This window comes from Gemmobacter fulvus, assembly GCF_018798885.1.
In the GTDB taxonomy this organism is placed as follows: Bacteria; Pseudomonadota; Alphaproteobacteria; order Rhodobacterales; family Rhodobacteraceae; genus Gemmobacter; species Gemmobacter fulvus.
On record NZ_CP076361.1, the window covers coordinates 532,015 to 558,453 of the forward strand.

Consider the following 26,439-nt stretch of genomic DNA (forward strand, 5'->3'; position numbering starts at 1 on the left):
GCTCAGGCCTTCGGCAGATCGAACATGGCGGTGAAGGTCGCCTCGCAGGCCAGCTCGCCCTCGACCATCGCCCGGCCCTCGAACTTCCACACCTTGCCGCCACCGCGCAGCGCCTTGACATGCAGTTCCAGCACATCGCCCGGCACCACCTTGCGGCGGAACTTCACCCCGTCGACGCCCATGAAAAACACCTTGGCATTCTTGTCGACCAGATCCATCGACAGGCCGACAAGGATGCCGCTGGTCTGTGCCATCGCCTCGATGATCATCACGCCCGGAAACACCGGCATTTCCGGGAAATGGCCGGTGAACTGCGGCTCGTTCATCGTGACGCATTTGATGCCGACGCAGGACTCGTTGATGACAATATCGCGCACCTTGTCCACCAGAAGGAACGGGTAACGATGCGGGATGATGCGCTGGATCAGCGCAATATCGGCAGACAGCGGCTGGGCGGCGGTTTCGGTCATCAGGGTCTCCTAGAAGGCCGCGCGCGCAGACGCGGGCAACAAACAGTCAGGGCGCGGCAGCCGGATCGACCGGCGCTGCGGGGGCAGGTGCGGGCGCGGGCAGCGAGCTGCCATCACCCAGAACGGCATCAATGCGCGTGACGGCGCGGTCGGTAATGTCGATCGCATCCAGCGACAGGATGATGTTGGACTTGTCAAGCAGCGCCACCGCGCCGATATCCGACATCAGTTCGGCCAGCACCGGCACGGCGGTCTGGAAGAACCGCTGCCGGTTTTCCTCGGCCTGACGCGCCAGAGCGCGGCCCTTGGCCTCTTGCGCGTCACGGATGCCTTCCACCTTCACATCAAAGGCATCGGCCAGCGCGCGGAACTGATCGGCAGGCAGCGTGGCACGGCGGGTGGTCAGGCCGCGCTCTTCGGCCTCCAGATCCGCTTCGATGCGGCGGTTTTCCTCTTGCAGCGCGCGGCTGGCCTCTTCGGTGCGGGCCTGAACCGCGCGACCATAGAGCGTGCGGGCAAACAATTGATCCTGCTGCACGGTGGCAAGCTGGCTCAGGAACCGAGGCGCAGAGGCGGCTGGTTGCACGGCCTGCGCTGGTGGTGTTTCGACAACCGGCGCAGCGGCATCCGGCCGCGCAGGGCGTGGCGGCGGCGCAACCTCTTGCGCGGCCGCCATATGGCCTGCCAGCAGTGCCAGACCCATTGCCGCCCCGAACAGACCGGCCTGACCCCGCCCCCACGGCATGATCAGAACTTGGTCGAAATCGTCAGGTCAAAGACCTGTTCCTTGTCGTAATCCTGCTTCGACATCGCCTTGGCAAAGTTGAAGCGCAGCGGGCCGATGGGCGTCGTCCAGAACAGCGAGAAACCAACCGAGGAGCGCAGGTGGAAATCATCATCCACCACATTGTTCAGGCCAGCGGTGTCATTCAGGCTCCAGACCGAGCCGAAATCGGCGAACAGGCCGCCGCTGATGCCATATTCCTCGGGCAGGCCCAGCGGGAAATCGGCTTCGAACCGGGCGGCGGCGAACAGGTTGCCCCCGAGCGCGTCATCCGTCACCAGATCGCGCGGACCCAGCCCCGACGGCTCGAACCCGCGGATCTTGCCATTGCCGAAGAAGCGGTCGGTCACGCGGCTGTTTTCATCGTTCAGCATATTCAGCGCGCCGCCTTCAAACACCGCGCGCAGCGTGACCTCTTCGTTCCAGACCTTGGTTTCGGCCAGCGCCAGCGCGCTTAGCGCAACGCTTTCGATGTCGCCACCAAGACCGGCATAATCCAGACCAAAGCGCAGCAGCACGCCGCCCTTCGGGTTCAGGCCGGTCACGCGGGTGTCATAGCTGTAGGTCGCCCCCACCCCCGACGAGAACAGGCCCTCACGCGCAGCATCGCGGAACAGGATCGGCGACGAGCCGTCAACATCCGGGTTCACCTCCAGATCGGTGTCCAGAATGTCGCCATCGCCATTGTTGTCCTCGGCCAGCGTCATGTTCGACAGCTTGGATTGTTTGGCGAAATAGCGCAGCTCCAGCCGCCCGTTCTCGCTCACCGGGAATTCGATGGCGGGCACGATGCCGATCATCCGCGTGTCATAGCTCGCGTTCTGATTGTCGGTTTCGTTGTAATAGGCGTTGAACTTGAACTTCAGATCACGGCCCAGAAAGGCCGGTTCGATGAAGGTGATCGAGCTGCTGGTATTGTCGGTCCCGGTCGAGACGTTCACCCCGACGGTCTGGCCCCGGCCCAGGAAGTTGGTCTCGGTCAGCCCGATGTTGAAGCCCACACCCGACGAGACGCCATAGCTGGCCCCGAAGGACAGCGAGCCGGTCGGCGCCTCCTCCACATCGACATTGACCACGACCTGATCGGGCGAGGTGCCCGGCTCTGCCTCCACCCGCGCATCGGCAAAATAGCCAAGCGCGCGGATGCGTTCGGCGGACTGGCGGATTTCACGCGGGTTGAAGGGGTCGCCCTCCACCGTGCGGAACTGGCGGCGCACCACCTGATCCAGCGTCGTGGTATTGCCTTCGATGTCGATCCGCTCCACGAACACCTTCTGGCCGCGCACCAGCGTGAACTGGATGTCCAGCGTGCGGGTGCGTTCGTTGCGGGTCACGCGCGGCTCGATGGTGACGAAGGTCAGGCCCTTTTGCAGCGCCAGATTTTCCAGACGCGCGATGTTGTTTTCCACCACGGCAGGCGAATAGACCCCGCCGGTGCGGACGCGCAGCGCCGCCTCATATTCGGCGGCGTCCAGGCCTTCGATCTCGCTCACCGCGGTGATCTGACCGAAGTTGAAGCTCTGCCCCTCTTGCACCGTGAAGGTGACGAACACGCCATCCCGCTCACGCGAGACTTCGGCGGCGGCGTTCAGCACCTGAAAATCGACGAAGCCGCGCGACAGGTAGAAATCGCGCAGCAGTTGCTTGTCCAGCTCCAGCCGTTCCGGTTGCAGCGTGTCCGAGCGGATGAAGGTGCGCAGCAGTCCGGCCTGTTTGGTTTCCAGCACCTGCCGCAGACGGCGGTCGCTGAACGCGCGGTTGCCGACAAAGCCCAGACGTTCGATCTCGACCGCCTTGCCCTCGGTGATCTCGAACACCAGATCGACGCGATTGTCCGACCGGCGGATGATCTTGGGCGTGACGGTGGCCGCCATGCGGCCCTGCGCGCGATACCCTTCGGCAATCGAGGCGGCATCGGCCTCGGCCATGGCGGGCGAATAGGCGCGGCGGGATTTGGATTGCACCACCTGCCCCAGCGCATCATCCTTGATACGCTTGTTGCCCTCGAAGGACACGACGTTGATCATCGGGTATTCCTTGACCCGGATCAGCAGGCGCGCGCCCTGCGGCTGGATGGCGATCTCTTCAAACAGACCCGAGTTCTGCAACCCCTGATATGCGTCGTTCAGCTGCGCGCCCGAGATGGCAGCGCCCTGCTTGATTCCTGCCAATTGCAGGATGGTCGCGGCATCGACGCGCTGATTTCCTTCGATCGACACTTGCGACAGGCTATAGCCCTGCGCTTCGGCCTGCATCAGAACCGGCACCGAAAGGCTTGCAGACACAAGGAAAACCGTGACCGCCGCGCTGCGCATGAGGCGCGCCTTGCGCTTGCCCTGCGCCATAACTGCGCGCTGTGCCTGATCCATGGCTTACCCCACCCAATGCATTTGCTTTGCACCTGACTAGCGGGATTGGCGGAGCTTGTCAAAAGGCTCGGGCGCTAGCCTTTGGGGGTGGATGCACGCGTGCCACAAGTGCTGTCTTGCCGCATGCAAAAGGGCTGCCGAAGCAGCCCTTCAAGATCACGGGCTTTGCGCCGGGTTCAGTATTGCGGCAGGATCTGCGTGCCCAGAAACGCCCCGGCAAACAGCCCTGCGGCAATCGTGCCCAGCGTGATGAGCCAATCCCAGTTCAGGCCAACCAGAAAAGAAAGACCGCGATAGCCGTTCATCACCGTTTGCATATCCATATTCCTTGCACAGCGCGTATGCGTGAATAAGAGGCGAATATGGCATGATTTTGGCGGGGCCGCGGCCCCACCATGGCCTTAAGGGCAGAACAGATCGTTCGACAGCGCAAACACCATCAGCGTCAGCAACAGCGCCAGCCCGCCGGTCATCAGCAGGCGCAGGGCGCGGTCCGACGGCGGTTTGCCCGTCACCGCTTCCCAGGCGTGAAACACCAGATGACCGCCATCCAGCACCGGCACCGGGAACAGGTTCATCAGCCCGACGGCGGTGGACAGCATGGCGATGAACCACACAAAGCTCACCACCCCCTGCGACGCCGCCGCGCCCGAGGTTTCGGCAATGCCCAGCGGCCCCTGCAGGTTGCAGGACGAAATCGCCCCGGTGATCATGTGCCACAGGCCCGACAGGCTGGTGCTGGCCACATAGCCGACCTGCTGCACGCCCAGCCAGATCCCTTCCATCGGGCCTGCGCTGCGGGTTTCGGGCACGAAGAACAGCCCGCCCGACAGGCCGATCAGCCAGCGGGTTTCAAAGCCGCCTTCGGCTTTCGGCAGGTCCATGCGCTTGGGGGTAAGCGGCAGATCGAAGGTCTCGCCATTGCGCTTCACCGTCAGGGTGACCGTCTCGCCACCCGAGGCGCCCACGATCTCGCGCATCTGGCCAAAGCTTTGCACCGGCTGACCATTGAGCGCGAGGATATAATCGCCCGCCTGCATACCGGCGTCGGCGGCGGCGGTCATCGGCTGCACGCTGTCGACCAGCGGCGGGAAGGGATAGGGGCCGGTCACGGTCAGCGCCTGTGCGTCGCGGTCCACACTGTAAGAGGTGCGTGGTGCCGGCGGCAGCGCGTTGCTTACGCGCAGAAAGCTTTCCAGATCCGGGGTGGCCGTACCATCGACGGCGGTGATACGGTCGCCCGGCAGCAGTTCCTGTTCGGCAAAGGGCATATCCTTCACCTGCCCCACCACCGGCAGATCGGTCGCAATGCCGTTCACCCAGTAGAATCCGGCAAACACCAGAATCGACAGCGCAAAGTTGAACATCGGCCCGGCGGCCACCGTCGCCGCCCGCGCCCAGAGCGGCGCGCCGTGCATGGTATGGCGCTGTTCGTCCGCGCTCAGCGCGGCAATCGCCTCGCCATCCTTGCCCGACGCGGCGTTGCTGTCGCCCAGAAATTTCACATAACCGCCAAAGGGCAAGGCCGCCAGCTGCCAGCGGGTGCCGCGCTTGTCCACCCGGCTCCAGATCACCGGGCCGAAGCCAAGGCTGAACACTTCGGCATGGATCCCGGACCAGCGGCCCACGATGTAATGACCGTATTCATGCACCGCGACGATGATCGACAATGCCGCCACAAAGGCCACAATCGTCAGCGCGAGGTTCCCGAATGACGGGATCAGACCGATAATATCCAAGTGTTCTACCTTTTGTCCGTCAAACCCAAATGCGGTCCGGCCTCAGCCAGCCCGACGCGTGCCAATCGCCCGCGCCGCAATCCCCGCCTCTTGCCGTGCGAGATGGTCCATCGCCAGCACATCCTCAAGACCCATGGGGGCATTTCCAAGGCTATTGCGGTGCGAAAGCGCGGCAAGTGTCGCATCCACCACCGCAGCCATATCGGCAAAGCCGATGCCGCCGCCAATGAAATGATCGAGAGCAATTTCCTTGGCTGCATTGAACGCGGCCCCGGCCAGACCGCGCGTCGCCATCACCTCGCGCGCAAGACGCAGGGCAGGATAGCGGGCCTCGTCGGGGGCGCGGAAGGTCAATTGCCCCAGCGCCGCGAAATCCAGCCGCGCCACCGGCAGATCGGCACGTTCGGGCCAGTTCAGCGCATAACCGATGGCATGGCGCATGTCTGCCGCGCCCAGATGCGCCATCATCGCGCCGTCCCGATAGCCGACCATCGAATGGATCAGGCTTTCGGGATGGATGATGACCTCGATCTGGTCAGGCGCGACGCCGAAATATTCGCGCGTCTCGATCACCTCCAGCGCCTTGTTGAACATCGAGGCCGAATCGATGGTGATGCGCTGCCCCATCGCCCAGTTCGGATGCGCCAGCGCCTCGGCCACCGTGGCCCGCGCCAGACGGTCCAGCGGCCAGTCGCGCAGCGCCCCGCCCGAGGCGGTCAGCACGATACGTTCGACCGCCGCAATATCCTCGCCCACCAGCGCCTGAAAGATCGCCGAATGTTCGCTGTCCACCGGCAGGATGCGCGCGCCATGCCGCGCCGCCTCGGCCATCAGCAGCGGGCCTGCGGTCACAAGGCTTTCCTTGTTTGCCAGTGCCAGCGTCGTGCCATGGCGCAATGCGTGAAAGCCGGGGGCCAGCCCCGCCGCGCCCACGATGGCCGACATGATCCAGTCGGCAGGCCGGTCCGCTGCCTCCAGCAGCGCCTGCGGGCCTGCGATGGCAGCGATACCGCTGCCCGCCAGCGCCGTGCGCAGATCCGGCAGGCAATCGTCATAAGCCGTCACCGCCACCTCGGCGCGCAGGGCGCGGGCCATCTCGGCCAGCCGCGCCACATTGCGCCCGCCCGTCAGCGCGACGGTGTGGAACGCCGCCGCCCCGCCCTGCCGCATCAGCAGGTCAAAGGTGCTTTCCCCGATGGAGCCGGTGGCCCCGAACATCGAAATGCGCCGCATCGGATCAGAGTCCCCCGAAGGGCAGCACGGTCACATGCGCAAGGATCACCACCAGCACCACGGCGGCGGCCAGCGCGTCAAAGCGGTCCAGCACCCCGCCATGGCCGGGAATGAGGTTGGAGCTGTCCTTGACCCCGGCCCGCCGCTTGATCGCGCTTTCGGCGATGTCGCCCAGCTGTCCGGCAAAGGCCACCAGCGGCGACAGCCAGATCAGACCGGCCTCGCCCTGCCCGGCAACCACGAAGGCAAGCCCGACCAGCGCCGCCCCGATCCAGCCCGCCACAGTGCCCGACCATGTTTTCTTCGGACTGACCTTCGGCCAGAACTTCGGCCCGCCCAGGATACGCCCGGCAAAATAACCCATCACATCAGAGATCACGACCACCAGAACCAGCCACAGGATGATGGTGATGCCGAAACTGTCGCGCAGCGTGATCAGCCCATAGCCGGTGGCCATGATCAGCAGCGCATAGGCGGCAAACACCGCCCGGTCGCGCCGGGGCCATGCGGCCCCCATCCCGGCGGGCAGCAGCAACAGCGCCAGCCCCCAGACGCCCGACATCAGATGCACCGCCAGCAAGGCCAGCCCCGCCAGCACCCCCAGCCCGACCGCGGGCAGCGCGCCTTCGGCATCGGTCATCCGTGCCAGTTCCCAGACCATCAGCCCGGTCACGATCAGCACCAGCACCGCAAAGGGCCAGCCGCCCAGCCAGATCTCCACCGCCCCCAGCGTCAGCATCACGACAGCCGACAGGGCCCGCGCGCGCAGATCGCTCCACCGGACCGAGGCGGCCCCGCTCATGCGCCCAGAACCCCACCGAAGCGGCGTTCGCGGTTGCCGAACCGGCCCACGATCTGCGCCAGCTCTTCAGGGCTGAAATCGGGCCAGAGCGTCTGGGTGAACTCATACTCGGCATAGGCCGCCTGCCAGGGCAGGAAGTTCGAGGTGCGCGTCTCGCCCGAGGTGCGGATGATCAGATCCGGGTCGGGCAGATCGGCGGTATCGAGGTAAGAGGAAATCGTCGCATCGGTGATCTCGGCGGGGGCAAGCCGGCCCTCGGCCACCGCCTGCGCCATGCGCCGGGTGGCACGCGCAATCTCGTCGCGGCCCCCATAGTTGATGGCCACAGTCAGGTTCAGACGGGTATAACCCGCCGTCCGCGCCTCGATCCCCGCCATCAGCTTTTGCAGCTTGGGGTCCAGCCGCGAGCGGTCGCCGATGAAGCGCATCCGCACCGATTCCGCCGCCAGACGATCCGCCTCGCGTTCGATATACCGCGCGAAGATCGACATCAGGCCCAGCACCTCTTCGGTGCTGCGCTTCCAGTTTTCGGTCGAAAACGCATAGATGGTCAGCCAGCGGATGCCGATATCGGGCGCAGAGCGCACGATCTGCTTGACCCGCTCGGCGCCCTTGCGATGGCCCACAAGGCGCGGCCAGCCGCGGTTGGTGGCCCAGCGGCCATTGCCATCCATGATGATGGCCACATGCTCCACCTGTTTGCCGCCAGAGGCGGGGGCGGGTGTCGCGGGCGTGTGGGTGGCGGCCAAATGCTGCCCCTTTGCGGCTGGCGGCAGGTCTCAGACCTGCATGATTTCCTGTTGCTTGGCTTCAAGCGCCTTGTCGACGGCGGCAATCGCCTTGTCGGTCAGCTCCTGCACCTCTTCGGACCACATCTTCTGATCGTCTTCGCCCATGCCATTGGCCTTGGCTTTCTTGATCTGGTCCATGCCGTCGCGGCGCACGTTGCGGATCGCAACCTTCGCACTTTCGGCATATTGCGCGGCAACCTTGGTCAGCTCGCGCCGACGTTCCTCGTTCAGCTCGGGGATCGGCAGGCGGATCAGCGGCCCGTCGGTGACCGGGTTGATGCCGATGCCGCTTTCGCGGATCGCCTTTTCCACCTTGCTGATCATGCCCTTGTCCCAGACGTTGATCACCACCATGCGCGGCTCTGGCACGTTGACGGTGCCCAGCTGGTTGATCGGCGTCATCTGGCCATAAGCATCGACCTGGATCGGCTCCACGATGGAGGCCGAGGCCCGACCGGTGCGCAGCGACGCGAATTCGGTTTTCAGAGCGGTCATCGCGCCATCCATGCGGCGCTGGATCGCATCAAGGTCAATGTCGAGATCGTCTTGCGACATGGGTTGTCCTCATCAGTTCGGCGCAGGCACCTTTTCGCCTCTATATCAGCAGGCTGTGCGCATGGGTATAGTGGAGGATGCGTGAAGTCACGCAGCCTACGCGGGATATTGCTCAGCCCTGAACGCGGGTATAGGTGCCCTGCCCGGCGAGAATGCCACGGAAGCCGCCCGGTTCGTCCAGCGAAAACACGATGATCGGCAGATCATTGTCGCGCGCAAGGGCAATGGCGCTGGCATCCATCACGCCCAGATGCTTTTGCAGCACCTCGTCATAGGTCACATTGTCATAGCGCTTGGCATCGGCGTGTTTTTTCGGGTCTTTGTCATAGACGCCATCCACCTTGGTACCCTTGAAGATCGCCTCGCAGGCCATTTCATTGGCGCGCAGCGTCGCGGCGGTATCGGTGGTGAAATAGGGGTTGCCGGTGCCCGCGGCAAAGATGCAGACGCGCTTCTTTTCCAGATGGCGCACGGCGCGGCGGCGGATATAGGGCTCGCAGACCTGATCCATCGGAATCGCGCTGATCACCCGGGTGAAGACGCCGATTGCCTCCAGCGCCGATTGCATGGCCAGCGCATTCATCACCGTCGCCAACATGCCCATGTAATCGGCGGTGGTGCGTTCCATGCCCTGCGCCGATCCGGCCAGACCGCGGAAGATATTGCCGCCGCCGATCACCATGCAGATCTCGACGCCCAGATCGCGCACCGATTTCACTTCCTCGGCGATGCGGGCCACCGTCGGCGGGTGCAGCCCGTATCCCTGATCCCCCATCAGTGCCTCCCCCGAGATCTTCAGCATGACACGGCTGTATTTCACGGGCGGATGCGAGGTGTCGGAGGTCATCGGGTTGATCCCTTGTGTTTATCTGGGTGGCGTATCAGGTGACGGATTGGTTTTGCGATTTCGCTGGCGCGCAAAATGTCGGAAAACGGCGGCGGGTTCAACCGGGGATGCAGCGCGCGTGGCGCTGTTGGCAGACGGCGCGCGCAGAGGGGGATTCGGGTCGGGATGAAAGAGGATCAGATGCACACTCTGGTGAACGGCCTGTCCGCCACGCAGCCGGTGCTGATCGCCGGGCCGACCGCCTCGGGCAAATCCGGGCTGGCGCTGGCGATTTCGCAGGCGCAGGGCGGTGTGGTGATCAATGCCGATGCGCTTCAGGTCTATGGCTGCTGGCATCTGCTGACCGCGCGGCCCTCGGCCACCGAAATGGCGCAGGCCCCGCACCGGCTTTATGGCCATATCGGGCGGGATCAGCCCTATTCGGTGGGCCATTGGCTGCGCGAGGTGCAGACGGTGCTGGCCGAAGGGCAGCGCCCGATCATCGTCGGCGGCACCGGCCTCTATTTTGCCGCGCTGACCGAAGGGCTGGCCGAAATCCCCGATATTCCGGCCGACGTGCGCGCCCGCGCCGATGACCTGCGCCAGAGTGATCCGGCGGCGATGGTGGCCGCACTCGATCCGGCCACCCGCGCCCGCACCGATCTGCACAATCTGGCGCGGGTGCAGCGCGCCTGGGAGGTGCTGCACAGCACCGGGCGCGGTCTGGCCGACTGGCAGGCCGATACGCCCGCCCCGCTGTTGCCGCGCGCCGATTGTGCCGCGCTGGTGCTGCGCCCCGATCCCGGCTGGCTGAACACGCGAATCGATCTGCGCTTTGATCAGATGATGGCGGCAGGCGCGCTGGACGAGGCGCGGGCCGAGCTGCCGCACTGGCAGCCGCTGCGCCCCTCGGCCCGGGCCATCGGCGCGCCCGAGCTGATCGCGCATCTGCGCGGCGAGATCACATTGGCCGAGGCGACAGAACGCGCCAAGCTGGCTTCGCGGCAATATGCCAAGCGCCAGCGCACCTGGCTGCGCAACCGGATGCGCGACTGGACGCCGATCATGTTGCCTTAGCACATGAAGACAGGCACTTATCCACAGGATATGGCTGGATTTTCATCGTAATTTTGCAACGCCGCGACAAGTTCTTGCCTGTGCCATCTTTTTGCTTGGGTCTTGGCGCAGGGACTGGTTATCTGGGCCGGTTCGCATCTGTGCCAGTGCCCGCCGTTCCCAAGACAGACCTGCCGGAAAGACAAAAGCCCATGGATGACCTCAGCGCCCTTGCACAACTTCGCCTTGTGGCCATTCCGCGCCTTGCCGCTGGCGGACGCTGGCGGGTGGAGGCGATGCGCGCCTATTCCGAACCCTGCCTGCTGTGGTTCACCAAGGGTCAGGGCCGCATCACGCTGGCGGGCCAGACGCGCGGCTATACCGCCAACAACGCCATCTTCATTCCGCCCGGCGTGATGCACGGCTTCGAGGTCGGGCCGCAAGTCTTTGGTACAGCCGTGTTTTTCGGGCGCGACAGCAAGGTGACCCTGCCCAAGGAGCCGCATCACCTGCGCATCCGCGAAACTTTTGTGGCGCAAGAACTGAACATCACGCTGGACGCGATCCAGCGCGAGATGGACAGCGACAGCCCGGCACATGACCGCGCCACCCGGCATTACCTTGGGTTGCTGAGCGTCTGGCTGGAACGGCAAATCGCGAAGGCCGCGCCGGATGTGCAAAAGCCCGATGCGGCGCGCCGTCTGGTCGCGCGCTACACCACGCTGCTGGAGCAGGAGTTCCGCTCGGGCATGGGTGTCGCCGAATTCGCGGCTAGCCTTGGCGTGACGCCGACGCATCTGACGCGCTGCTGCAAACAGGCCTGCAACCGCCCTGCCAGCGCCCTGCTGCATGACCGGCTGATCTTTGAGGCGCGCCGCCTTCTGTCGGAAACCGATCTGCCGGTGGGGCTGATTGCGGGCAGTCTGGGCTTTACCTCGCCTGCCTATTTCACCCGCGCCTTTCAGCATCAGGTCGGCAAATCGCCCTCGGCCTTCCGCCGAGCCCCCTGATCCCTGTCGCTTTCCGCTTTAACGGAGAAAATATCGCAAACCGCCGGGCAATCCCGGCGGTTTTTCCGTGATCCTGTCCGAACCCCACGCGAATTTGTCGCAAACCGACCTTGAAGTGCCGAAACGAGGCGTTGACGCAACGGCGAAAACAATGCGCAATAAGCAGGTGAGACTTCCGTTGTGGCGACTGCCAGGTGTCTGCCGGGTATCTGCGCTGCGACAGAGACGCACCAATGATAACTGTCAGGGAGTTGAAGATGATCCACACAACACCGCAGCCAGCCCCTCTGCACCACGCAGCCCCGGCCTATGCCGAGGAAGTGCGCGCAGGCACGCTGAGCCGCCGCGAATTTCTCACCCGCACCACGGCGCTTGGCGTCAGCGCGACGGCGGCCTACGGCCTACTCGGGCTGACCGTGCCCACCCCGGCCCTGGCGCAGGAAACCCCGGTCATGGGCGGCACGCTGCGCATGAACATGGAAACCCGCGCGATGAAGGATCCGCGCACCTGGGATTGGTCGGAGTTGGGCAATTTCGGGCGCGGCTGGCTGGAATATCTGGTGCAGTACAACACCGACGGCACCTTCGAAGGCCGCCTGCTGGAAAGCTGGACCGCGAATGACAATGCCACCGAATACACCCTGAATGTGCGCAAGGGTGTGAAGTGGAACAATGGCGATGATTTCACTGCCGAGGATGTGCTGCACAACATCACCCGCTGGTGCGAAGCCGGGGTCGAGGGCAACTCGATGGCCGCACGCATGGGCGGGCTGGTCGACGAGGCCACCAAGGCGCTGAAACCCGGTGCCGTGACCGTGGTCGACAGCCATACCGTGAAGGTCACGCTGCCCGCGCCCGACATCTCGCTGATCGCGGGTTTTGCCGATTACCCCGCCGCCGTGGTGCACAAGACCTATGACAATGGCGACCCGGTTGCCAATCCGATCGGCACCGGCCCCTATCTGCCCGAAACCAACGAAGTGGGCGTGAAGCAGGTTCTGGTGAAAAACGCCAATCACACCTGGTGGGGCACCGGCGCCTATCTCGACCGGATCGAGTATATTGATTACGGTACCGATCCTGCCGCCGTCGTGGCCGCCGCGGAATCGGGCGAGATTGACGCGACCTACCGCACCGAAGGCGATTTCGTCTCGGTATTTGACGGGCTGGGCTGGGGCAAATCCGAAGCGATCACCGCAGGCACGCTGGCGATCCGCTTCCACCACGCCGCAGCCCCCTATGACAATGTCGAGGTGCGCAAGGCGCTGCAACTCGCCGTCGACAACAAGGTCGTGCTGGAACTCGGGTATGCCGGTCTGGGTCAGGTGGCCGAAAACCACCATGTCTGCCCGATCCACCCGGAATATGCCGAACTGCCGCCGCTGACGGTCGACCCCGCTGCCGCCAAGGCCGCAATCGAGGCCGCAGGCCATGCCGATACGGAATTCGAGCTGATCTCGCTCGATGACAACTGGCAATCGGCCAGCTGCGACGCAGTTGCGGCCCAGATCCGCGATGCGGGCATCAAGATCAAGCGCACCATCCTGCCCGGCTCGACCTTCTGGAACGACTGGCTGAAATACCCATTCTCGGCGACCGAATGGAACATGCGTCCGCTCGGCGTGCAGATCTTGCAACTGGCCTATAAATCCGGCGTGGCCTGGAACGAGACCGCCTTCGCCAATGAAGAGTTCGACACCAAACTGGCCGAGGCTCTGGCGATCAACGATGCCGACAAACGCCGCGAGGTCATGGTCCGGCTGGAACAGATCATGCAGGAACAGGGCGTGCTGATTCAGCCGTTCTGGCGGTCGCTGTTCCGCCACACCACGGAAAAGGTGAAGGGCGCAGAGATGCACCCGACGTTTGAACACCATCACTACAAATGGTGGATGACGGCCTGAGTGCCGCATTCCGGCGGGGCGCGCGCAGGCGCGCCCCTGCTTCCGCAGCGGACCCCCCGCTTTTGCCGCCTGTCCATCGGAAAGGCCTGACGCCCCATGGCCCGATTTCTGTTTCGTCGCCTGCTGACCATGATCGCCACGGCGCTGTGCCTGACCTTCATCGTCTTTGCGCTGACCAACCTGCCCCCCAACCTTGAAAAGATTGCCAAATCCCAGGCAGGCTCGCGGATTTCGGATGCCGAAGTCGTCAGCTGGCTGGAAAAGAACGGCTACGCGCAACCGCTGCTGCGACGCTATGGCGAATGGCTGGGCGCGGTGCCGGGCTGGCGCCGGACCGAGGGCGAAACCGTGACCGGCCGCTGTATCCCCCATGGCAGCGACCCCGCTGCCGCCCCCCGCTTCTGCGGCGTGTTGCAGGGCTATTGGGGCTGGTCGAATGTATTCAAGGACTCGGTCTCGCAGATCATCGCCACCCGGCTCGGTCTGACCGGCTGGCTCATGGCCTCGGTCATGGCGCTGATGGTGCCGGTGGCCCTGCTGATCGGCATTCTGGCCGGGATGCGCGAAGGCTCGAAACTCGACAGATCGCTGTCGACCGTCTCCATCGCCACCACCGCCACACCGGAATATGTGTCGGGCGTGCTGTTGATCACCATTTTCGCCTCCTCCGTCACCGGGCTGAAATGGTTCAAGGGCTCTGCCGCCACCGCGATGGACGATATCACCTTCGAGAATTTCTTCCTGCCGGTGCTCACCATCGCACTATATGGCATCGGCTATATCGCCCGCATGACCCGCGCCTCCATGACCGAGGTGATGACGGCGCAATATATCCGCACCGCGCGGCTGAAAGGCGTGCGCTTCCGCGATGTGGTGATCCGCCACGCCCTGCGCAACGCGCTGATCGCGCCCTTCACCGTCATCATGCTGCAGTTCCCCTGGCTGCTGAACGGCGTGGTGATCGTGGAAACCCTGTTCAATTACAAAGGCTTCGGGTGGACGCTGGTGCAAGCCGCAGGCAATAACGACATCGAGTTGCTGTTGGGATGTTCCGTCGTCGCCGTGGTGGTGGTGCTGGTCACGCAGCTGATGTCGGATATCGGCTATGCTTGGCTGAACCCGCGCATCCGTCTGTCATAAGGAGGCACAGATGGAAACTCTGAGCTGGCTCCAGATCTTCACAGCGATGGCGATGCAGTTTCTGCCCGTCTGGGGCGCGCTGGCGCTCACCTTCGCGCTGTCCATCACCTTCAAACGCCGCCTTGGCCTTTACGGCAAACTGTTCGACAGCCCGGTCGGCATGATGGGCTTCGGCATCGTCATGTTCTGGGTGTTCACCGCCCTGCTGGCCGATCTGATCATCACCCATGATCCGCTGTCGCAGGTGTCGGGCATGAAAAACGCCCTGCCCGGCACGCCACTCAAAACCCAGGCCGAGGGGCTGTTTGCCCATTACCTGCTGGGCGGCGACAATCTGGCGCGCGACGTGTTCTCGCGCGTGGTGATGGGCGCGCGCTCCGTGCTGTCCATCGCGCCTGCCGCCACCGCCTTTGCCTTCATGGTCGGCATCACGCTCGGCCTGCCTGCGGGTTATTTCGGCGGGCGGCTCGACACCGCGCTCAGCTTTGCCGCCAATCTGGTGCTGGCCTTCCCGGTCATCCTGATGTTCTACCTGCTGGTCACGCCCGAGATCCAGAACACCGGCCCGCTGATCGCGGGCTGGCGCGCCTCGATCCCCAATGTGATGGCGGCGGTGCTATTCGCCTTTCCCATCGTATTCTTCTCGATCCTGTGGAATTCGCGCTTCTTCACCAATCCGCGCCAGCGCAACCTCTATGTCGGCATCACGCTCGCCATCGGCCTGTGGATCTACGCCGGCCTTGCCTTCGGTGCCGATCCGACCGGCCTCTGGGCGATGGAGCCGAACCTGCTCAACGTCTTTGTCTCGGTGGTCTTCGTCAACGCGCCCACCGTGTTCCGCATCGTGCGCGGCATCGTGATGGACATCAAATCCCGCGATTACGTCGCCGCAGGCCAGACCCGCGGCGAAGGCCCCTGGTATATCATGCTGTGGGAAATCCTGCCCAATGCGCGCGGCCCCCTGATCGTCGATTTCTGCCTGCGCATCGGGTATACAACCATCCTGCTCGGCACGCTGGGCTTCTTCGGCCTCGGCGTCAGCCCGGAAAGCCCCGACTGGGGTTCCACCATCAATGCCGGGCGCAAGCTGCTGTCACAATTCCCCCATGCCGCCGTTGTTCCGGCCCTGGCGCTGATGAGCCTGGTCTTGGGCCTCAACCTTCTGGCCGATGGCCTGCGGGAAGAAAGCATGAAGGATTAACCCCCGGCCACCTGCCTTTCATCTTGGCCCAAATATTCCTCGGGGGTCCGGGGGCAGACAGCCCCCGGTCCACCGCCAGCAAGCGAGACAGCCATGGCCGACTGGAACCCCACCGACCCGATCCTTGAAATCGAGAATCTCTCGATCTCCTTTTTCACGCGCCTGCGCGAAATTCCGGCGGTGATGGATTTTTCCTGCACCGTGCTGCCCGGCGAGGCGATGGGCCTTGTCGGTGAATCCGGCTGTGGCAAATCCACCGTGGCCCTCGCGGTGATGCGAGATCTGGGCAAGAATGGCCGGATCGTCGGCGGCACGATCAAGTTCAAGGGCCGCGATCTTACCACCATGTCGGAAGACGGGCTGCGCCAGATCCGCGGCTCAGAAATCGCGATGATCTATCAGGAGCCGATGGCCTCGCTGAACCCGGCGATGAAGATCGGCGCGCAACTGGCCGAAGTGCCGATGATCCATCAGGGCATGGCAAAAGACGCCGCCTGGGCGCTGGCCCGGCAGATCGTGGCCGATGTGCGCCTGCCCGACCCTGACCGCATCCTGCACGCCTATCCGCATCAGCTCTCGGGCGGCCAGCAACAGCGCATCGTCATCGCCATGGCCCTGATGTCGAAACCCGCGCTGCTGATCCTCGATGAACCCACCACCGCGCTCGATGTGACGGTCGAGGCGGGCATCGTCGATCTGGTGAAGGATCTGGGCGAAAAATATGGCACCTCCATGCTGTTCATCAGCCACAACCTCGGTCTGGTGCTTGAGGTCTGCGACCGGATCACCGTGATGTATTCCGGCGAGGCGGTGGAAACGGGTGCGGTGGCCGAGGTGTTCGATACCATGCGCCACCCCTATACGCAGGCGCTGTTCCGCTCGATCCCGCTGCCGGGGGCCGACAAGAACGCGCATCCGCTGGTGGCGATTCCCGGCAATTTCCCGCTACCGCATGAACGGCCCAAAGGCTGCAATTTCGGGCCGCGCTGCGACTATTTCGTCGAAGGCCGCTGCAATGCGGGCGATATTCCGATGCTGCCGGTGCCCGAAGGCCACCGCCATGACAGCCGCTGCCTGCGCTTTGCCGAAATCGACTGGCACGCCCCCATCGCCGCCCGCAAGACCCATGCCAAAACCCCGGTGGGCGAGGTGGTGCTGCGCATGGAGGATCTGCGCAAATATTACGAGGTTTCGGGCGGCGGCCTGTTCGGCGGCGGCGCCAAGAAGGTGGTCAAGGCCAATGAAACCCTCAGCTTCGAGGCCCGCGCGGGCGAAACCCTGGCCATCGTCGGCGAATCCGGCTGCGGCAAATCCACCTTTGCCAAGGTGCTGATGGGGCTGGAAACCGCGACCTCCGGCAAGATCATGCTCTATGACCGCGACATCCAGAACACGCCGATCGAAAAGCGCAATGTCGATACGGTCTCGGGCGTGCAGATGGTGTTCCAGAACCCGTTCGACACGCTCAACCCCTCGATGTCGGTGGGCCGTCAGATCATCCGCGCGCTGGAGATCTTCGGTCAGGGCAGCTCGGATGCCGAACGCCGCAACCGCATGCTGGAACTGCTCGATCTGGTGAAACTGCCACGCGCCTTTGCCGAACGGATGCCGCGCCAGCTGTCGGGCGGGCAGAAGCAGCGCGTCGGCATCGCCCGCGCCTTTGCCGGCGGGGCCAAAATCGTGGTGGCGGACGAACCCGTCTCCGCCCTCGATGTCTCGGTGCAGGCCGCCGTCACCGATCTGCTGATGGATATCCAACGCGAAAACGGCACGACTCTGCTGTTCATCAGCCATGATCTGTCAATTGTGCGCTATCTCAGCGACCGGGTGATGGTGATGTATCTCGGCCATGTGGTCGAACTCGGCAGCACCGATCAGGTGTTCCAGCCGCCCTACCACCCCTATACCGAAGCCCTGCTGTCGGCGGTGCCGATTGCCGATACACGCGTCAAGAAACAGCGCATCGTGCTGGAGGGCGATATTCCTTCGGCGATGAACCCGCCCCCCGGCTGCCCGTTCCAGACCCGCTGCCGCTGGAAATCACAGGTGCCGGGCGGGCTCTGTGACCGCGAGGTGCCGCCGATGCGCGATCTGGCGGGCGGCCATCAGATCAAATGCCACCTGCCCGCCGAGGTCTTTGCCCGGATGGAGCCGGTGATCAAGATCGCCGCCGAATAACGCCACCCTGCCATTCATCTTGGCAAAAATATCCTCGCCGAAGGCAAAAGCCCGCATCCTGGATGCGGGCTTTTTTTCCTTAACACCAAGGATGTGTTACCACCGCTGATCGGGGTCTTTGGAGGCCTTGTGCTTGCGCAGCCGGGACGGCGTATGGAACTTGCGTTCGCGGAACGGGTTCTTGTCGCCCTGCCCGCGGAAGGTCACGCGGATCGGCGTGCCCGGCATGTCAAAGTGATCGCGCAAGCCATTGACGAGATAGCGTTTATAGCTTTCCGGCATCATGTCGGGGTGCGAGCACATCACGATGAAACCCGGTGGGCGGGTTTTCACCTGCGTCATGTAGCGAAGCTTGATGCGGCGGCCGCCCGGGGCCGGTGGCGGGTGCGCCTCGGTCATCGCGCCCAGCCAGCTGTTCAGCCGCGCGGTCGGGATCCGGCGGTTCCAGACATCATGTGCCTTCAGGATGGCCGCATGCAGCCGGTCCAGCCCACGCCCGGTCTTGGCCGAGACGGTGATCATCGGCGCGCCGCGCAACTGCGGCAGCAGGCGTTCGAACATTTCCTTGAGTTCGGCCAGCTTTTCCTGCTTTTCGTCCTCAAGATCCCATTTGTTGATCGCCACCACCACGGCGCGGCCTTCGGTTTCGGCAAAATCCGCGATGCGCAGATCCTGCACCTCGAACGGAATTTCCACGTCCAGCAGCACCACCACCACTTCGGCAAAGCGCACGGCGCGGATTCCATCGGCCACCGACAGCTTTTCCAGCTTGTCGCTGATCCGGGCCTTCTTGCGCATCCCGGCGGTGTCAAATATCCGCGTCGGCGTGCCCAGCCATTCGCTGCGCACCGAAATCGCATCGCGGGTGATCCCCGCTTCCGGCCCGGTCAGCAGCCGGTCATAGCCGAGGATCTTGTTGATCAGCGTCGATTTTCCGGCATTGGGCCGCCCGATCACCGCGATTTGCAACGGTTTGGCCAGGGTCGGCTTGTGCGCCTCCAGATCGGCCTCTTCTTCGGCCTCTTCTTCCGAAATATCCACATCGACAATCGGCGCATCCAGGGCCGCGCGTTCGGCATAGCCATCGGCCATCGGGCGCAAGATGTGGTAAAGGTCGTCCATGCCCTCGCCATGTTCGGCAGATAGCCGCACGGGTTCGCCAAGGCCAAGGCTCCAGGCCTCGATCGCACCACCGTCCCCGGCCCGGCCTTCGGCCTTGTTCACGCCGAGGATCACCTTCGCACCCTTGCGGCGCAGAATATCGGCAAACACCTCATCCGAGGAGGTGACGCCCACCCGCCCGTCGATCAGGAACAGGCAGATATCGGCCATATCCACCGCGCGTTCGGTCAGCCGCCGCATCCGCCCTTGCAGGCTGTCATCGGTCACTTCCTCCAGCCCCGCCGTGTCGATGACGGTGAACCGCATGTCGAACAGCTTGGCATCGCCTTCGCGCAGATCGCGCGTGACGCCCGGCTGGTCATCGACCAGCGCAAGCTTGCGGCCGACAAGCCGGTTGAAAAGCGTCGATTTGCCGACATTGGGTCGGCCCACGATGGCGAGTGTAAAGGTCATATTGCCCTCCGGGGGCGCGTCAATACGTCAAGCCGCCTGCCATACACGGGGAATGGCTCAACGGAAAGCGTGAAGTTGCCCATCGCCGCCCACGACCAGCAACATGCCCCCCGCCAGCGCCGGTTGCGCCGCAGCGCCGCCCGGGATCTGCGCCGTGGCGGTCAGCGTGCCATCGGTGGGCGAGAAGAAGCGCAACAGCCCGTCGCCCGAGGCCACGGCAATACGCCCGCCCGCCAGAACCGGCCCGTAATGCGCGGTGATCGCCTTGCGTTTGTTCACCTTGGCCGTATCGAAATAGGGCATCGGCACCGACCAGAGCGCCGCCCCGGTGGCCGCATCCAGCCGCACCAGCCGCGCCTCGTCATTCACCAGAAACACCGAATTGCCCACCGGCAGCAGCGGCCCCATCGCGCCTTCGGGCGCAGTCCAGACCGGCTCGCCCGACGAGGACGACAGCGCATAGGTGCGCCCGCTGGCATTGCCGACATAGATCAGCCCGCCCGCCACCACCGGATCGCCGGTGATATCGGTGATATTGCCATACCCCCGGCCCAGCCGCTGCCCGACGATATCCGCCGCCCAGGTCTGGATGCCGCCGGTCTTCAGCACCGAGACCAGTTGCCCCGACACAAGCGGCAGCAGCACCGAGGTTTCAGTGACCGCAGGCGCGGAGGAACCGACCATCCCCGGCACGCCCTGCGTGCCCGGCATCTGCCAGCGCACCTTGCCATCGGCCACATCAACAGCCCAGGCCGAGCTGTCACGCCCGACGACATAGACGGTATTGCCCTCGACCGCAGGCGCGCCCGCGACGGCGGCGCCCAGCGTCTGCCGCCACAGCACCTTGCCCGAGGCCGGTTCCACCGCGATCAGCTCGCCATAGGCCGTGGCCACAAATACCCGGCCCGCGCCATAGGCCAGACCACCGCCCGAGATTTCGCTGGCACGGTCGCCCGCCGGGGTCAGATCGGTGCCCCAGAGCGGCGTGCCGTTCAGCGCGGTGGCATGCAGGCCCACCCGCGCATCCAGCGTATAGATCCGCCCCTCGCCCACCACCGGCGCGGCGGAAATGCGGTTGCGGCGGCTGTTGCCGGTGCCGATCGGCGCGCTCCAGATCCGCTGCGGGGCGGCGCTCAGGCTGCCATGCGGCGGCATGTGGCGGATATTGCCCGCCCGATGCGACCATTCGGCATTGGCCTGCGCCGCAGGCAGGGCAATCGGCACCGAGACATTGGCAATCTTGCCCGTGCTATCCACCGGCGCGGGCCGCGCTTCGGTGGGCAGGCTGTCTTCCAGCGGCGCGCGGGCGTTGAACCGCTCTCCGGGCAGGATGACTTCCTTTTCACAGGCGGCAAGCAGGCTGAACAGCGCAAGGCTGGAGACCGCAGATTTGAGCAGCGTCACGCTAGGCACTCCCGTTCCACTTTACACGCCAAAGGGCTCAGCCCTGCGCGAGTTCGCCCCCAAGGGCCACAATCATCTGCGAAGCGCGGCTGCGCAAGCCCCCAGGGGCCTCCTGATCGGCAACCAGCGCCTGAAGGGCGGTGATCGCCTCGGCGGTTTTGCCTTCCTCGACCAGCAGATAGGCAAGCTGTTCGGCGGCCAGCGGGCGGAAGCTGCGCCCCGGCTGGGCCAGCGGCTCCAGTGCGGCGCGGCGCTCGGCCAGCGGGGCCTCGGTGCCCTGCACGATCACCCGGCGCAGCGTCGCCAGATCGCGCCACAGATCGGGCAGCGTGGCATCCTGCGCCACAGCCTCAAGCGCCGCAAGCGTGGCCGCCCGATCCTCGACCGGGTCCGAGGCGAGCAGCAGGTTCAGCACCGCCGCCTTTTCGCCCGAGGCCGGGACCGCCGCCAGAGCCGTGCGGCGGGCTTCGGGCGTTTCGGCCTCCATCCCTGCCAGCAGCGCATCGCCGAAGGCGCGCGCCGCATCCCGCTGGCTTGCCTTGTGCCATTCGTTAAAGGCCGCGCCGCCGACCGTCAGCACCACCAGCGCAATCCCGATCCAGCCATATTTGCGGAACGCGGCAAACAGCTTGTCGCGGCGCACTTCGTCTGTGACCTCGTCAATGAAACTTTCGGGGTTGCTCAAAGGGTCTCTCCCATTCTTTCCTTTGTCTTACACGCAAGGCCAAGCCCTTGCCAAGCCCTGCTCCCCCGGCAGAAGCGGCATCATTCCGCGCAGATTTCGCCAATAATTAACCACATTCACGGAAGATTACTGGTGCAAACGCCAACAATCCTGCCGGGCAGACCATGGATCTTTATACCGCAAGCTATCTGATGATGTTCGTGCTGTTCCTCAGCATCGACTTCGATCTGTTCGGATCGGGCAGCGACGACGACAATGGCCCCAATCCGACAGACCCGGAAAACCCGCTGTATGATCCCGAAGCCTATACCGGGCGGGTGGATGGTACGACGGGCGATGATGATCTGGCCGCAGGCGAGGACGACCGCGCGCTGGCGTGGTTTCTGGATGCGGGCAATGACACGCTGGATGGATCCGAAGGGTCGGATTACCTCAATGCGGGCGCAGGCGATGATTTTGCCTATATGCGCGAAGGCAATGACATCGCGCTGGGGGGCACGGGCAGCGACACGCTGGATGGCGGCACCGGCAATGATCTGCTGTTCGGCGGCGAGGACAATGACGAACTGGACGGCAACAGCAATGACGACACGCTCTATGGCGGGGCGGGCGATGATACCCTGCTGGGCGGCAGCGGCGCGGATGAGGTGTTTGGCGGCGCGGGGGATGACTATCTGTCGGGTCTGGCCGAGGATCTGGGCACCTCGCGCAACAGCAACGTCATTGACGGCGTCGATACGCTGGATGGCGGCGAGGGCGATGACACGCTGTTCCTCGGGGCGGGCGATCATGGCATCGGCGGCGCAGGCGATGACACCTTCCAGCTGGACCACACGCGCGAGGATCTGGACGCGGTGACGCAGGTGAACGACTTCGGCGCGGGCGATGCGTTGGAACTGCATTATCAGCCCAGCTTCGACGCCGAAGGGAATGAAATCGCGCCAGAAATCAGCGTCAGCCCCAGCGAGGACGGCACGGCGGGGCTGATCAGTTTCAACGGCACGGTGGTCGCGCAGATCACCGGCGGGCAAGAGCTGACGGCCGAGCAGATCCGCCTCGTGGCCGCCAGCGACAGCTGAGCGTCAGGCGCCCGCGCGCGCCAGGGGCGGCTCATCCTCATCCGAGGCCTGCATGGCCCACATGGCGGCATAACGCCCGCCATTGGCCAGAAGATCCTCGTGCCGCCCCCGTTCCACGATCACGCCGCCATCCAGCACCACGATCTGATCGGCATCGGCAATGGTCGACAGCCGGTGCGCAATGGTGATGACGGTGCGGCCCTGCCCCATTTCCCGCAAGGATGCCTGAATGTCGCTTTCGGTCTGGGTGTCCAGCGCCGAGGTGGCTTCGTCCAAAAGCAGGATCGGCGGGTTCTTCAACAGCGTGCGCGCAATGCCCACCCGCTGCTTTTCACCGCCCGACAGTTTCAGGCCGCGCTCACCCACCGTGGTGTCATAGCCATCCGGCAAGGACAGAATGAACTCATGGATCTTGGCGGCACGCGCGGCCCCTTCGACCTCGGCGCGGCTGGCCTCGGGGCGGCCATAGGCGATGTTGTAATAGATCGTGTCGTTGAACAGCACCGTATCCTGCGGCACCACGCCGATCTGCGCGTGCAGACTGTTTTGGGTGATGTTGCGGATGTCCTGCCCGTCAATCGTCACCGCCCCCGCCGTCACATCGTAAAAGCGGAACAGCAACCGGCCAATGGTGGATTTGCCCGACCCGGACGGGCCGACCAGCGCCACTGTCTGCCCGGCGGGCACATCCAGTGTGATGCCTTTCAGGATCGGGCGCTCTGCATCATAGGCAAAGCGCACATCCTCGAATCGCACATGGCCGCCGCTGACCTTCAGCCGCGTTGCTCCCGGCTTGTCGGTGATTTCGGCCGGTTGCATCAGCAGGCCGAACATCTGCCCCATGTCGACCAGCGCCTGCCGGATTTCGCGGTAGACCGTGCCCAGAAAGTTCAGCGGCATGGTGATCTGGATCATATAGGCATTGACCATGACGAAATCGCCGACTGTCAGCAGCCCGGCCTGCACGCCCTGCGCCGCCATCACCATCACGATCACCAGCCCGGTGGTGATGATCAGCGCCTGCCCCGCGTTCAGAAAGCTGAGCGATTGCCCGGTTTTCACCGCCGCCGACTCATACCCTTCCATCGCGCGGTCATAACGCGCCGCCTCGCGGCTGGCCGCACCGAAATAGCGCACGGTTTCAAAGTTCAGCAGGCTGTCGATCGCCTTCTGGTTCGCGTCGGTATCCTGATCGTTCATCTGACGTCGGATCTGCACGCGCCATTCGGTGATCTTGAAGGTGAAGGTCACATAAAGCGCAATCGTGATCACCACGACCGCCATGTATTGCCAGCCAAACAGCACCGCAAACAGCACCGAGACCATGCTCAGTTCTAGGATCAGCGGCCCGATGGAAAACAGCATGAAGCGCAGCAGGAAATCGACGCCCTTCACCCCGCGTTCGATGATCCGGCTCAACCCGCCGGTCTTGCGGCTGATGTGATAGCGCAGCGACAATTGGTGAATATGGGTAAAGGTTTCCAGCGCCAGCTTGCGCAGGGCGCGCTGCCCCACCCGCACGAACACCGCATCGCGCAATTCGCCAAAGGCCACCGCCCCCAGCCGCGCGATGCCATAGGCCACGGTCAGCCCCACCGCCGTCAGGCCCAGCAGCGTTGCGGGCGACGGCGCATCGCCTGCAAGCGCATCCACCGCCTGTTTGTAGAAGAAGGGCGTCGACACCGAGACGATCTTGGCCATCAGCAGCATCAGCATGGCCAGCACAACCCGGCGCTTCACCCAAGTCTCGCCCTTTGGCCAGAGATAGGGCAGCACGCGGCGGATGGTGACCATGCCGCTGGTCGACGGCGGCTCGGCGGGGGTCGGACGGTTGGCGGGGATGACGGGTGGCATTGTCTCTTTCCTTGCCCCTTAGGCGTTGATTGCCGGGCGGGGCTGGGCTATGCAGGGATAATTCAACATTTCACGAGTAGTTGAAGGATGGAGCGAAGTAAAGTCCTCTCGGCCCTGTCTGCCCTTGCCCATGAGGCACGGCTTGATCTGGTGCGCCTGCTGGTGCCCAAGGGCGATGCCGGCATGGCTGCGGGCGATATTGGCCGGGCATTGGGTCTGCCAGCCTCGCGCCTGTCCTTCCATCTGTCGGCGCTGGAACAGGCGGGGCTGATCCGGTCGCGCCGGGTGTCGCGCAATGTGATCTATACCGCCGATCTGGCCGGGATCGGCGGCGCGATTTCCTATCTGCTGGCCGATTGCTGCATGGACCACCCGGATGTGCTGGCCTGCTGTGCCGCCAGCGCCACACAGGCGCTGGACCGGGTGGCGGCGGGCGACAGCGCCCCCCGCCCGCCGCTTACTCCGCCGCCGCAGGAACCGTGAACACCTGACCGGGATAGATCAGATCGGGGTTGCGGATCTGGTCCTTGTTAGCCTCGAACACTTTCACATACATCACGCCATCGCCAAAATTCTCGCGCGCGATGCGCCACAGGGTAAAGCCGGGCTGCACCGTAACCGTCAGCGGCCCCTCGGGCGCAGCGGCGGGCTGCGCTGCCTGGGCCACGGCCACATCGGGCACCACCGGCTGCGCTTGCGGCACCGCGACGGATTTCGGAACGGGCGTGCCGCTGGCGGCGGCGGGTTTCATCACGGAGGCCAGCGCCTCCAGCGTTTCGCGCTGGAACGGGGTTTCAAACCGCGCCGTCACCTTGCCCGCCGCATCGAGCTGATCGGCACGCAGGGTATACAGCCCCGGGGCCACGCCGCGCAGCGTTGTGACCCAGCCCCCCGTTCCCGAAACCAGCGCCTGCCCGGCCTCGGCAGTATCGAGATAAAGCAGCACCACGGCCCCCGGTGCCCCAAGCCCCGAAAGCTGCACCGCGCCATCCGGCGTATAGGTGATGGCGGCGATGGAGACATCGGCCCCCGCCGCAGGCGCTGCCCCCTGCAAAACCGTCGCCCCATGATCGCTGAGCAGGATCGCGGTCGGGGCCTGTGGTTCCGCTGTGGCTGTGGCTGTGGCTGCGGGTGCCGGGGCCTCGGGCGGCGTCACCTCTGGTTGGGCGGCGGGATCTGCTGCTGCGACCACCGGCGGCTCGACCCCGGTTTGCGGGGCCACAGGTTCCAGCGCCACCGATTGCGTCGAGGCCACCGCCGCCCCATCTGCCACCATCGACAGGGTGATCAGGCGCGGTGCCGCCGATTGCGGCAGCGTGAACAGCGCAGCAAAACTGCCCGCCCCATCCGCCAGCGCCTGCGCCGCGGCCACACCATCGACCAGCACCGTCACCTCGGCCCCCGGTGCCGCCCGACCCGCCACCAGCGCCTCGCCCTCGGGCGTGACCCGCACGGTATCAAAGCGCGGCGGCTCGAACGCGGTTTCCGGGGCGGGTTGCACCGCCGGATCGGTGGCGGGCACGGCTGCGGCCTCCGGCGTAGTCGCAGGCTCTCCGGCGGGCGCAGGCTCTACCGCGGGCGCGCTGGTCGTCTCGGATGTGCCCGTGCTGCCCTCGGGCGTGGGCGACAGCAGCGCCGCAGGGGCGGCCTCGGGTGCAGGCACCGGGCGCTGCACGAACCACAAGATCCCCACCAGAACCGCCGCCCCCAGCACCAGCAGCCCCGCTTGCCCCGCCTTGCTCAAACCCGTCTGTGCCGCCATGCCGATCCCCTTCCCGGCGCCC

At 64.7% G+C, this 26,439-nt stretch carries 23 protein-coding genes; 8 read left to right on the forward strand and 15 right to left on the reverse strand.

The window, feature by feature from the left end; genetic code table 11:
- Positions 1 to 2: 2 nt before the first annotated feature.
- The 10 genes from fabZ to pyrH form a co-directional block, all read right to left on the reverse strand.
- Positions 3 to 470: a 3-hydroxyacyl-ACP dehydratase FabZ gene (gene fabZ, locus KM031_RS02575; RefSeq protein WP_215503005.1), complete on the reverse strand. Its 468-nt coding sequence runs from the start codon at positions 468 to 470 to the stop codon at positions 3 to 5.
- A 46-nt stretch (positions 471 to 516) separates the two neighbouring features.
- Positions 517 to 1,215 (reverse strand): OmpH/Skp family outer membrane protein, encoded by a 699-nt coding sequence (locus KM031_RS02580; protein ID WP_215503006.1) that lies wholly within the window; start codon positions 1,213 to 1,215, stop codon positions 517 to 519.
- A 2-nt stretch (positions 1,216 to 1,217) separates the two neighbouring features.
- On the reverse strand, positions 1,218 to 3,599 hold the full coding sequence (bamA, locus tag KM031_RS02585) for an outer membrane protein assembly factor BamA (RefSeq protein ID WP_371879021.1): 2,382 nt from the start codon (positions 3,597 to 3,599) through the stop codon (positions 1,218 to 1,220).
- Positions 3,600 to 3,799: 200 nt separating this feature from the next.
- Positions 3,800 to 3,940, reverse strand: coding sequence for a hypothetical protein (locus KM031_RS02590; protein WP_215503008.1), 141 nt, complete (start codon positions 3,938 to 3,940; stop codon positions 3,800 to 3,802).
- Between the two features lie 84 nt (positions 3,941 to 4,024).
- A complete protein-coding gene (gene rseP, locus KM031_RS02595) occupies positions 4,025 to 5,362 on the reverse strand; it encodes an RIP metalloprotease RseP (RefSeq protein WP_215503009.1) in 1,338 nt (445 codons plus the stop codon).
- A gap of 42 nt (positions 5,363 to 5,404) precedes the next feature.
- Complete coding sequence (gene dxr / locus KM031_RS02600; protein ID WP_215503010.1) at positions 5,405 to 6,595, reverse strand: 1-deoxy-D-xylulose-5-phosphate reductoisomerase; 1,191 nt, start codon at positions 6,593 to 6,595, stop codon at positions 5,405 to 5,407.
- Between the two features lie 4 nt (positions 6,596 to 6,599).
- Positions 6,600 to 7,397 carry a phosphatidate cytidylyltransferase gene (locus tag KM031_RS02605; RefSeq protein ID WP_215503011.1) on the reverse strand — a complete coding sequence of 266 codons (798 nt, stop codon included), beginning with the start codon at positions 7,395 to 7,397 and terminating at the stop codon, positions 6,600 to 6,602.
- Complete coding sequence (uppS, locus tag KM031_RS02610; protein ID WP_260692095.1) at positions 7,394 to 8,146, reverse strand: polyprenyl diphosphate synthase; 753 nt, start codon at positions 8,144 to 8,146, stop codon at positions 7,394 to 7,396. Before uppS ends, KM031_RS02605 begins: the two co-directional genes overlap by 4 nt.
- Positions 8,147 to 8,176: 30 nt before the next feature.
- The gene (gene frr / locus KM031_RS02615) at positions 8,177 to 8,743 is read right to left on the reverse strand and encodes a ribosome recycling factor (protein WP_215503012.1); all 567 of its coding nucleotides are present in this window, start codon (positions 8,741 to 8,743) and stop codon (positions 8,177 to 8,179) included.
- Between the two features lie 112 nt (positions 8,744 to 8,855).
- On the reverse strand, positions 8,856 to 9,590 hold the full coding sequence (gene pyrH, locus KM031_RS02620; RefSeq protein WP_215503013.1) for a UMP kinase: 735 nt from the start codon (positions 9,588 to 9,590) through the stop codon (positions 8,856 to 8,858).
- 180 nt (positions 9,591 to 9,770) lie between these two features.
- Between pyrH and miaA the strand changes: the two genes are divergently transcribed.
- The 6 genes from miaA (at position 9,771) to KM031_RS02650 (ending at position 18,058) form a co-directional block, all read left to right on the forward strand.
- Entirely contained in the window at positions 9,771 to 10,646 is an 876-nt protein-coding gene (gene miaA / locus KM031_RS02625; protein ID WP_215503014.1) for a tRNA (adenosine(37)-N6)-dimethylallyltransferase MiaA, read from the forward strand.
- Between the two features lie 191 nt (positions 10,647 to 10,837).
- Positions 10,838 to 11,635, forward strand: coding sequence for an AraC family transcriptional regulator (locus KM031_RS02630; RefSeq protein ID WP_215503015.1), 798 nt, complete (start codon positions 10,838 to 10,840; stop codon positions 11,633 to 11,635).
- A gap of 257 nt (positions 11,636 to 11,892) precedes the next feature.
- Positions 11,893 to 13,539 carry an ABC transporter substrate-binding protein gene (locus KM031_RS02635; protein WP_215503016.1) on the forward strand — a complete coding sequence of 549 codons (1,647 nt, stop codon included), beginning with the start codon at positions 11,893 to 11,895 and terminating at the stop codon, positions 13,537 to 13,539.
- Positions 13,540 to 13,635: 96 nt separating this feature from the next.
- Entirely contained in the window at positions 13,636 to 14,679 is a 1,044-nt protein-coding gene (locus tag KM031_RS02640) for an ABC transporter permease (RefSeq protein WP_215503017.1), read from the forward strand.
- 10 nt (positions 14,680 to 14,689) lie between these two features.
- Positions 14,690 to 15,880 carry an ABC transporter permease gene (locus tag KM031_RS02645; RefSeq protein WP_215503018.1) on the forward strand — a complete coding sequence of 397 codons (1,191 nt, stop codon included), beginning with the start codon at positions 14,690 to 14,692 and terminating at the stop codon, positions 15,878 to 15,880.
- Positions 15,881 to 15,973: 93 nt separating this feature from the next.
- On the forward strand, positions 15,974 to 18,058 hold the full coding sequence (locus KM031_RS02650) for a dipeptide ABC transporter ATP-binding protein (protein WP_215503019.1): 2,085 nt from the start codon (positions 15,974 to 15,976) through the stop codon (positions 18,056 to 18,058).
- A 96-nt stretch (positions 18,059 to 18,154) separates the two neighbouring features.
- On the opposite strand, the gene der is transcribed toward KM031_RS02650, so the two are convergent.
- The 3 genes from der to KM031_RS02665 are packed head-to-tail and all read right to left on the reverse strand — an operon-like array spanning position 18,155 to position 21,722.
- Positions 18,155 to 19,633, reverse strand: a complete 1,479-nt coding sequence (der, locus tag KM031_RS02655) for a ribosome biogenesis GTPase Der (protein ID WP_215503020.1) — start codon at positions 19,631 to 19,633, stop codon at positions 18,155 to 18,157.
- Positions 19,634 to 19,690: 57 nt separating this feature from the next.
- Positions 19,691 to 21,037 (reverse strand): outer membrane protein assembly factor BamB family protein, encoded by a 1,347-nt coding sequence (locus KM031_RS02660; RefSeq protein WP_260692096.1) that lies wholly within the window; start codon positions 21,035 to 21,037, stop codon positions 19,691 to 19,693.
- Positions 21,038 to 21,074: 37 nt separating this feature from the next.
- Positions 21,075 to 21,722 (reverse strand): tetratricopeptide repeat protein, encoded by a 648-nt coding sequence (locus tag KM031_RS02665; protein ID WP_215503022.1) that lies wholly within the window; start codon positions 21,720 to 21,722, stop codon positions 21,075 to 21,077.
- A gap of 164 nt (positions 21,723 to 21,886) precedes the next feature.
- Here KM031_RS02665 and KM031_RS02670 point away from each other — a divergent pair, with 164 nt between their 5' ends.
- On the forward strand, positions 21,887 to 22,801 hold the full coding sequence (locus KM031_RS02670; RefSeq protein ID WP_215503023.1) for a calcium-binding protein: 915 nt from the start codon (positions 21,887 to 21,889) through the stop codon (positions 22,799 to 22,801).
- Positions 22,802 to 22,804: 3 nt separating this feature from the next.
- On the opposite strand, the gene KM031_RS02675 is transcribed toward KM031_RS02670, so the two are convergent.
- Complete coding sequence (locus tag KM031_RS02675) at positions 22,805 to 24,655, reverse strand: ABCB family ABC transporter ATP-binding protein/permease (protein ID WP_215503024.1); 1,851 nt, start codon at positions 24,653 to 24,655, stop codon at positions 22,805 to 22,807.
- An 87-nt stretch (positions 24,656 to 24,742) separates the two neighbouring features.
- Here KM031_RS02675 and KM031_RS02680 point away from each other — a divergent pair, with 87 nt between their 5' ends.
- Positions 24,743 to 25,138: an ArsR/SmtB family transcription factor gene (locus tag KM031_RS02680; protein WP_215503025.1), complete on the forward strand. Its 396-nt coding sequence runs from the start codon at positions 24,743 to 24,745 to the stop codon at positions 25,136 to 25,138.
- Here KM031_RS02680 and KM031_RS02685 read toward each other — a convergent pair.
- Positions 25,113 to 26,417, reverse strand: a complete 1,305-nt coding sequence (locus KM031_RS02685) for a LysM peptidoglycan-binding domain-containing protein (protein ID WP_215503026.1) — start codon at positions 26,415 to 26,417, stop codon at positions 25,113 to 25,115. The genes KM031_RS02680 and KM031_RS02685 overlap by 26 nt on opposite strands.
- Positions 26,418 to 26,439 lie beyond the last annotated feature (22 nt).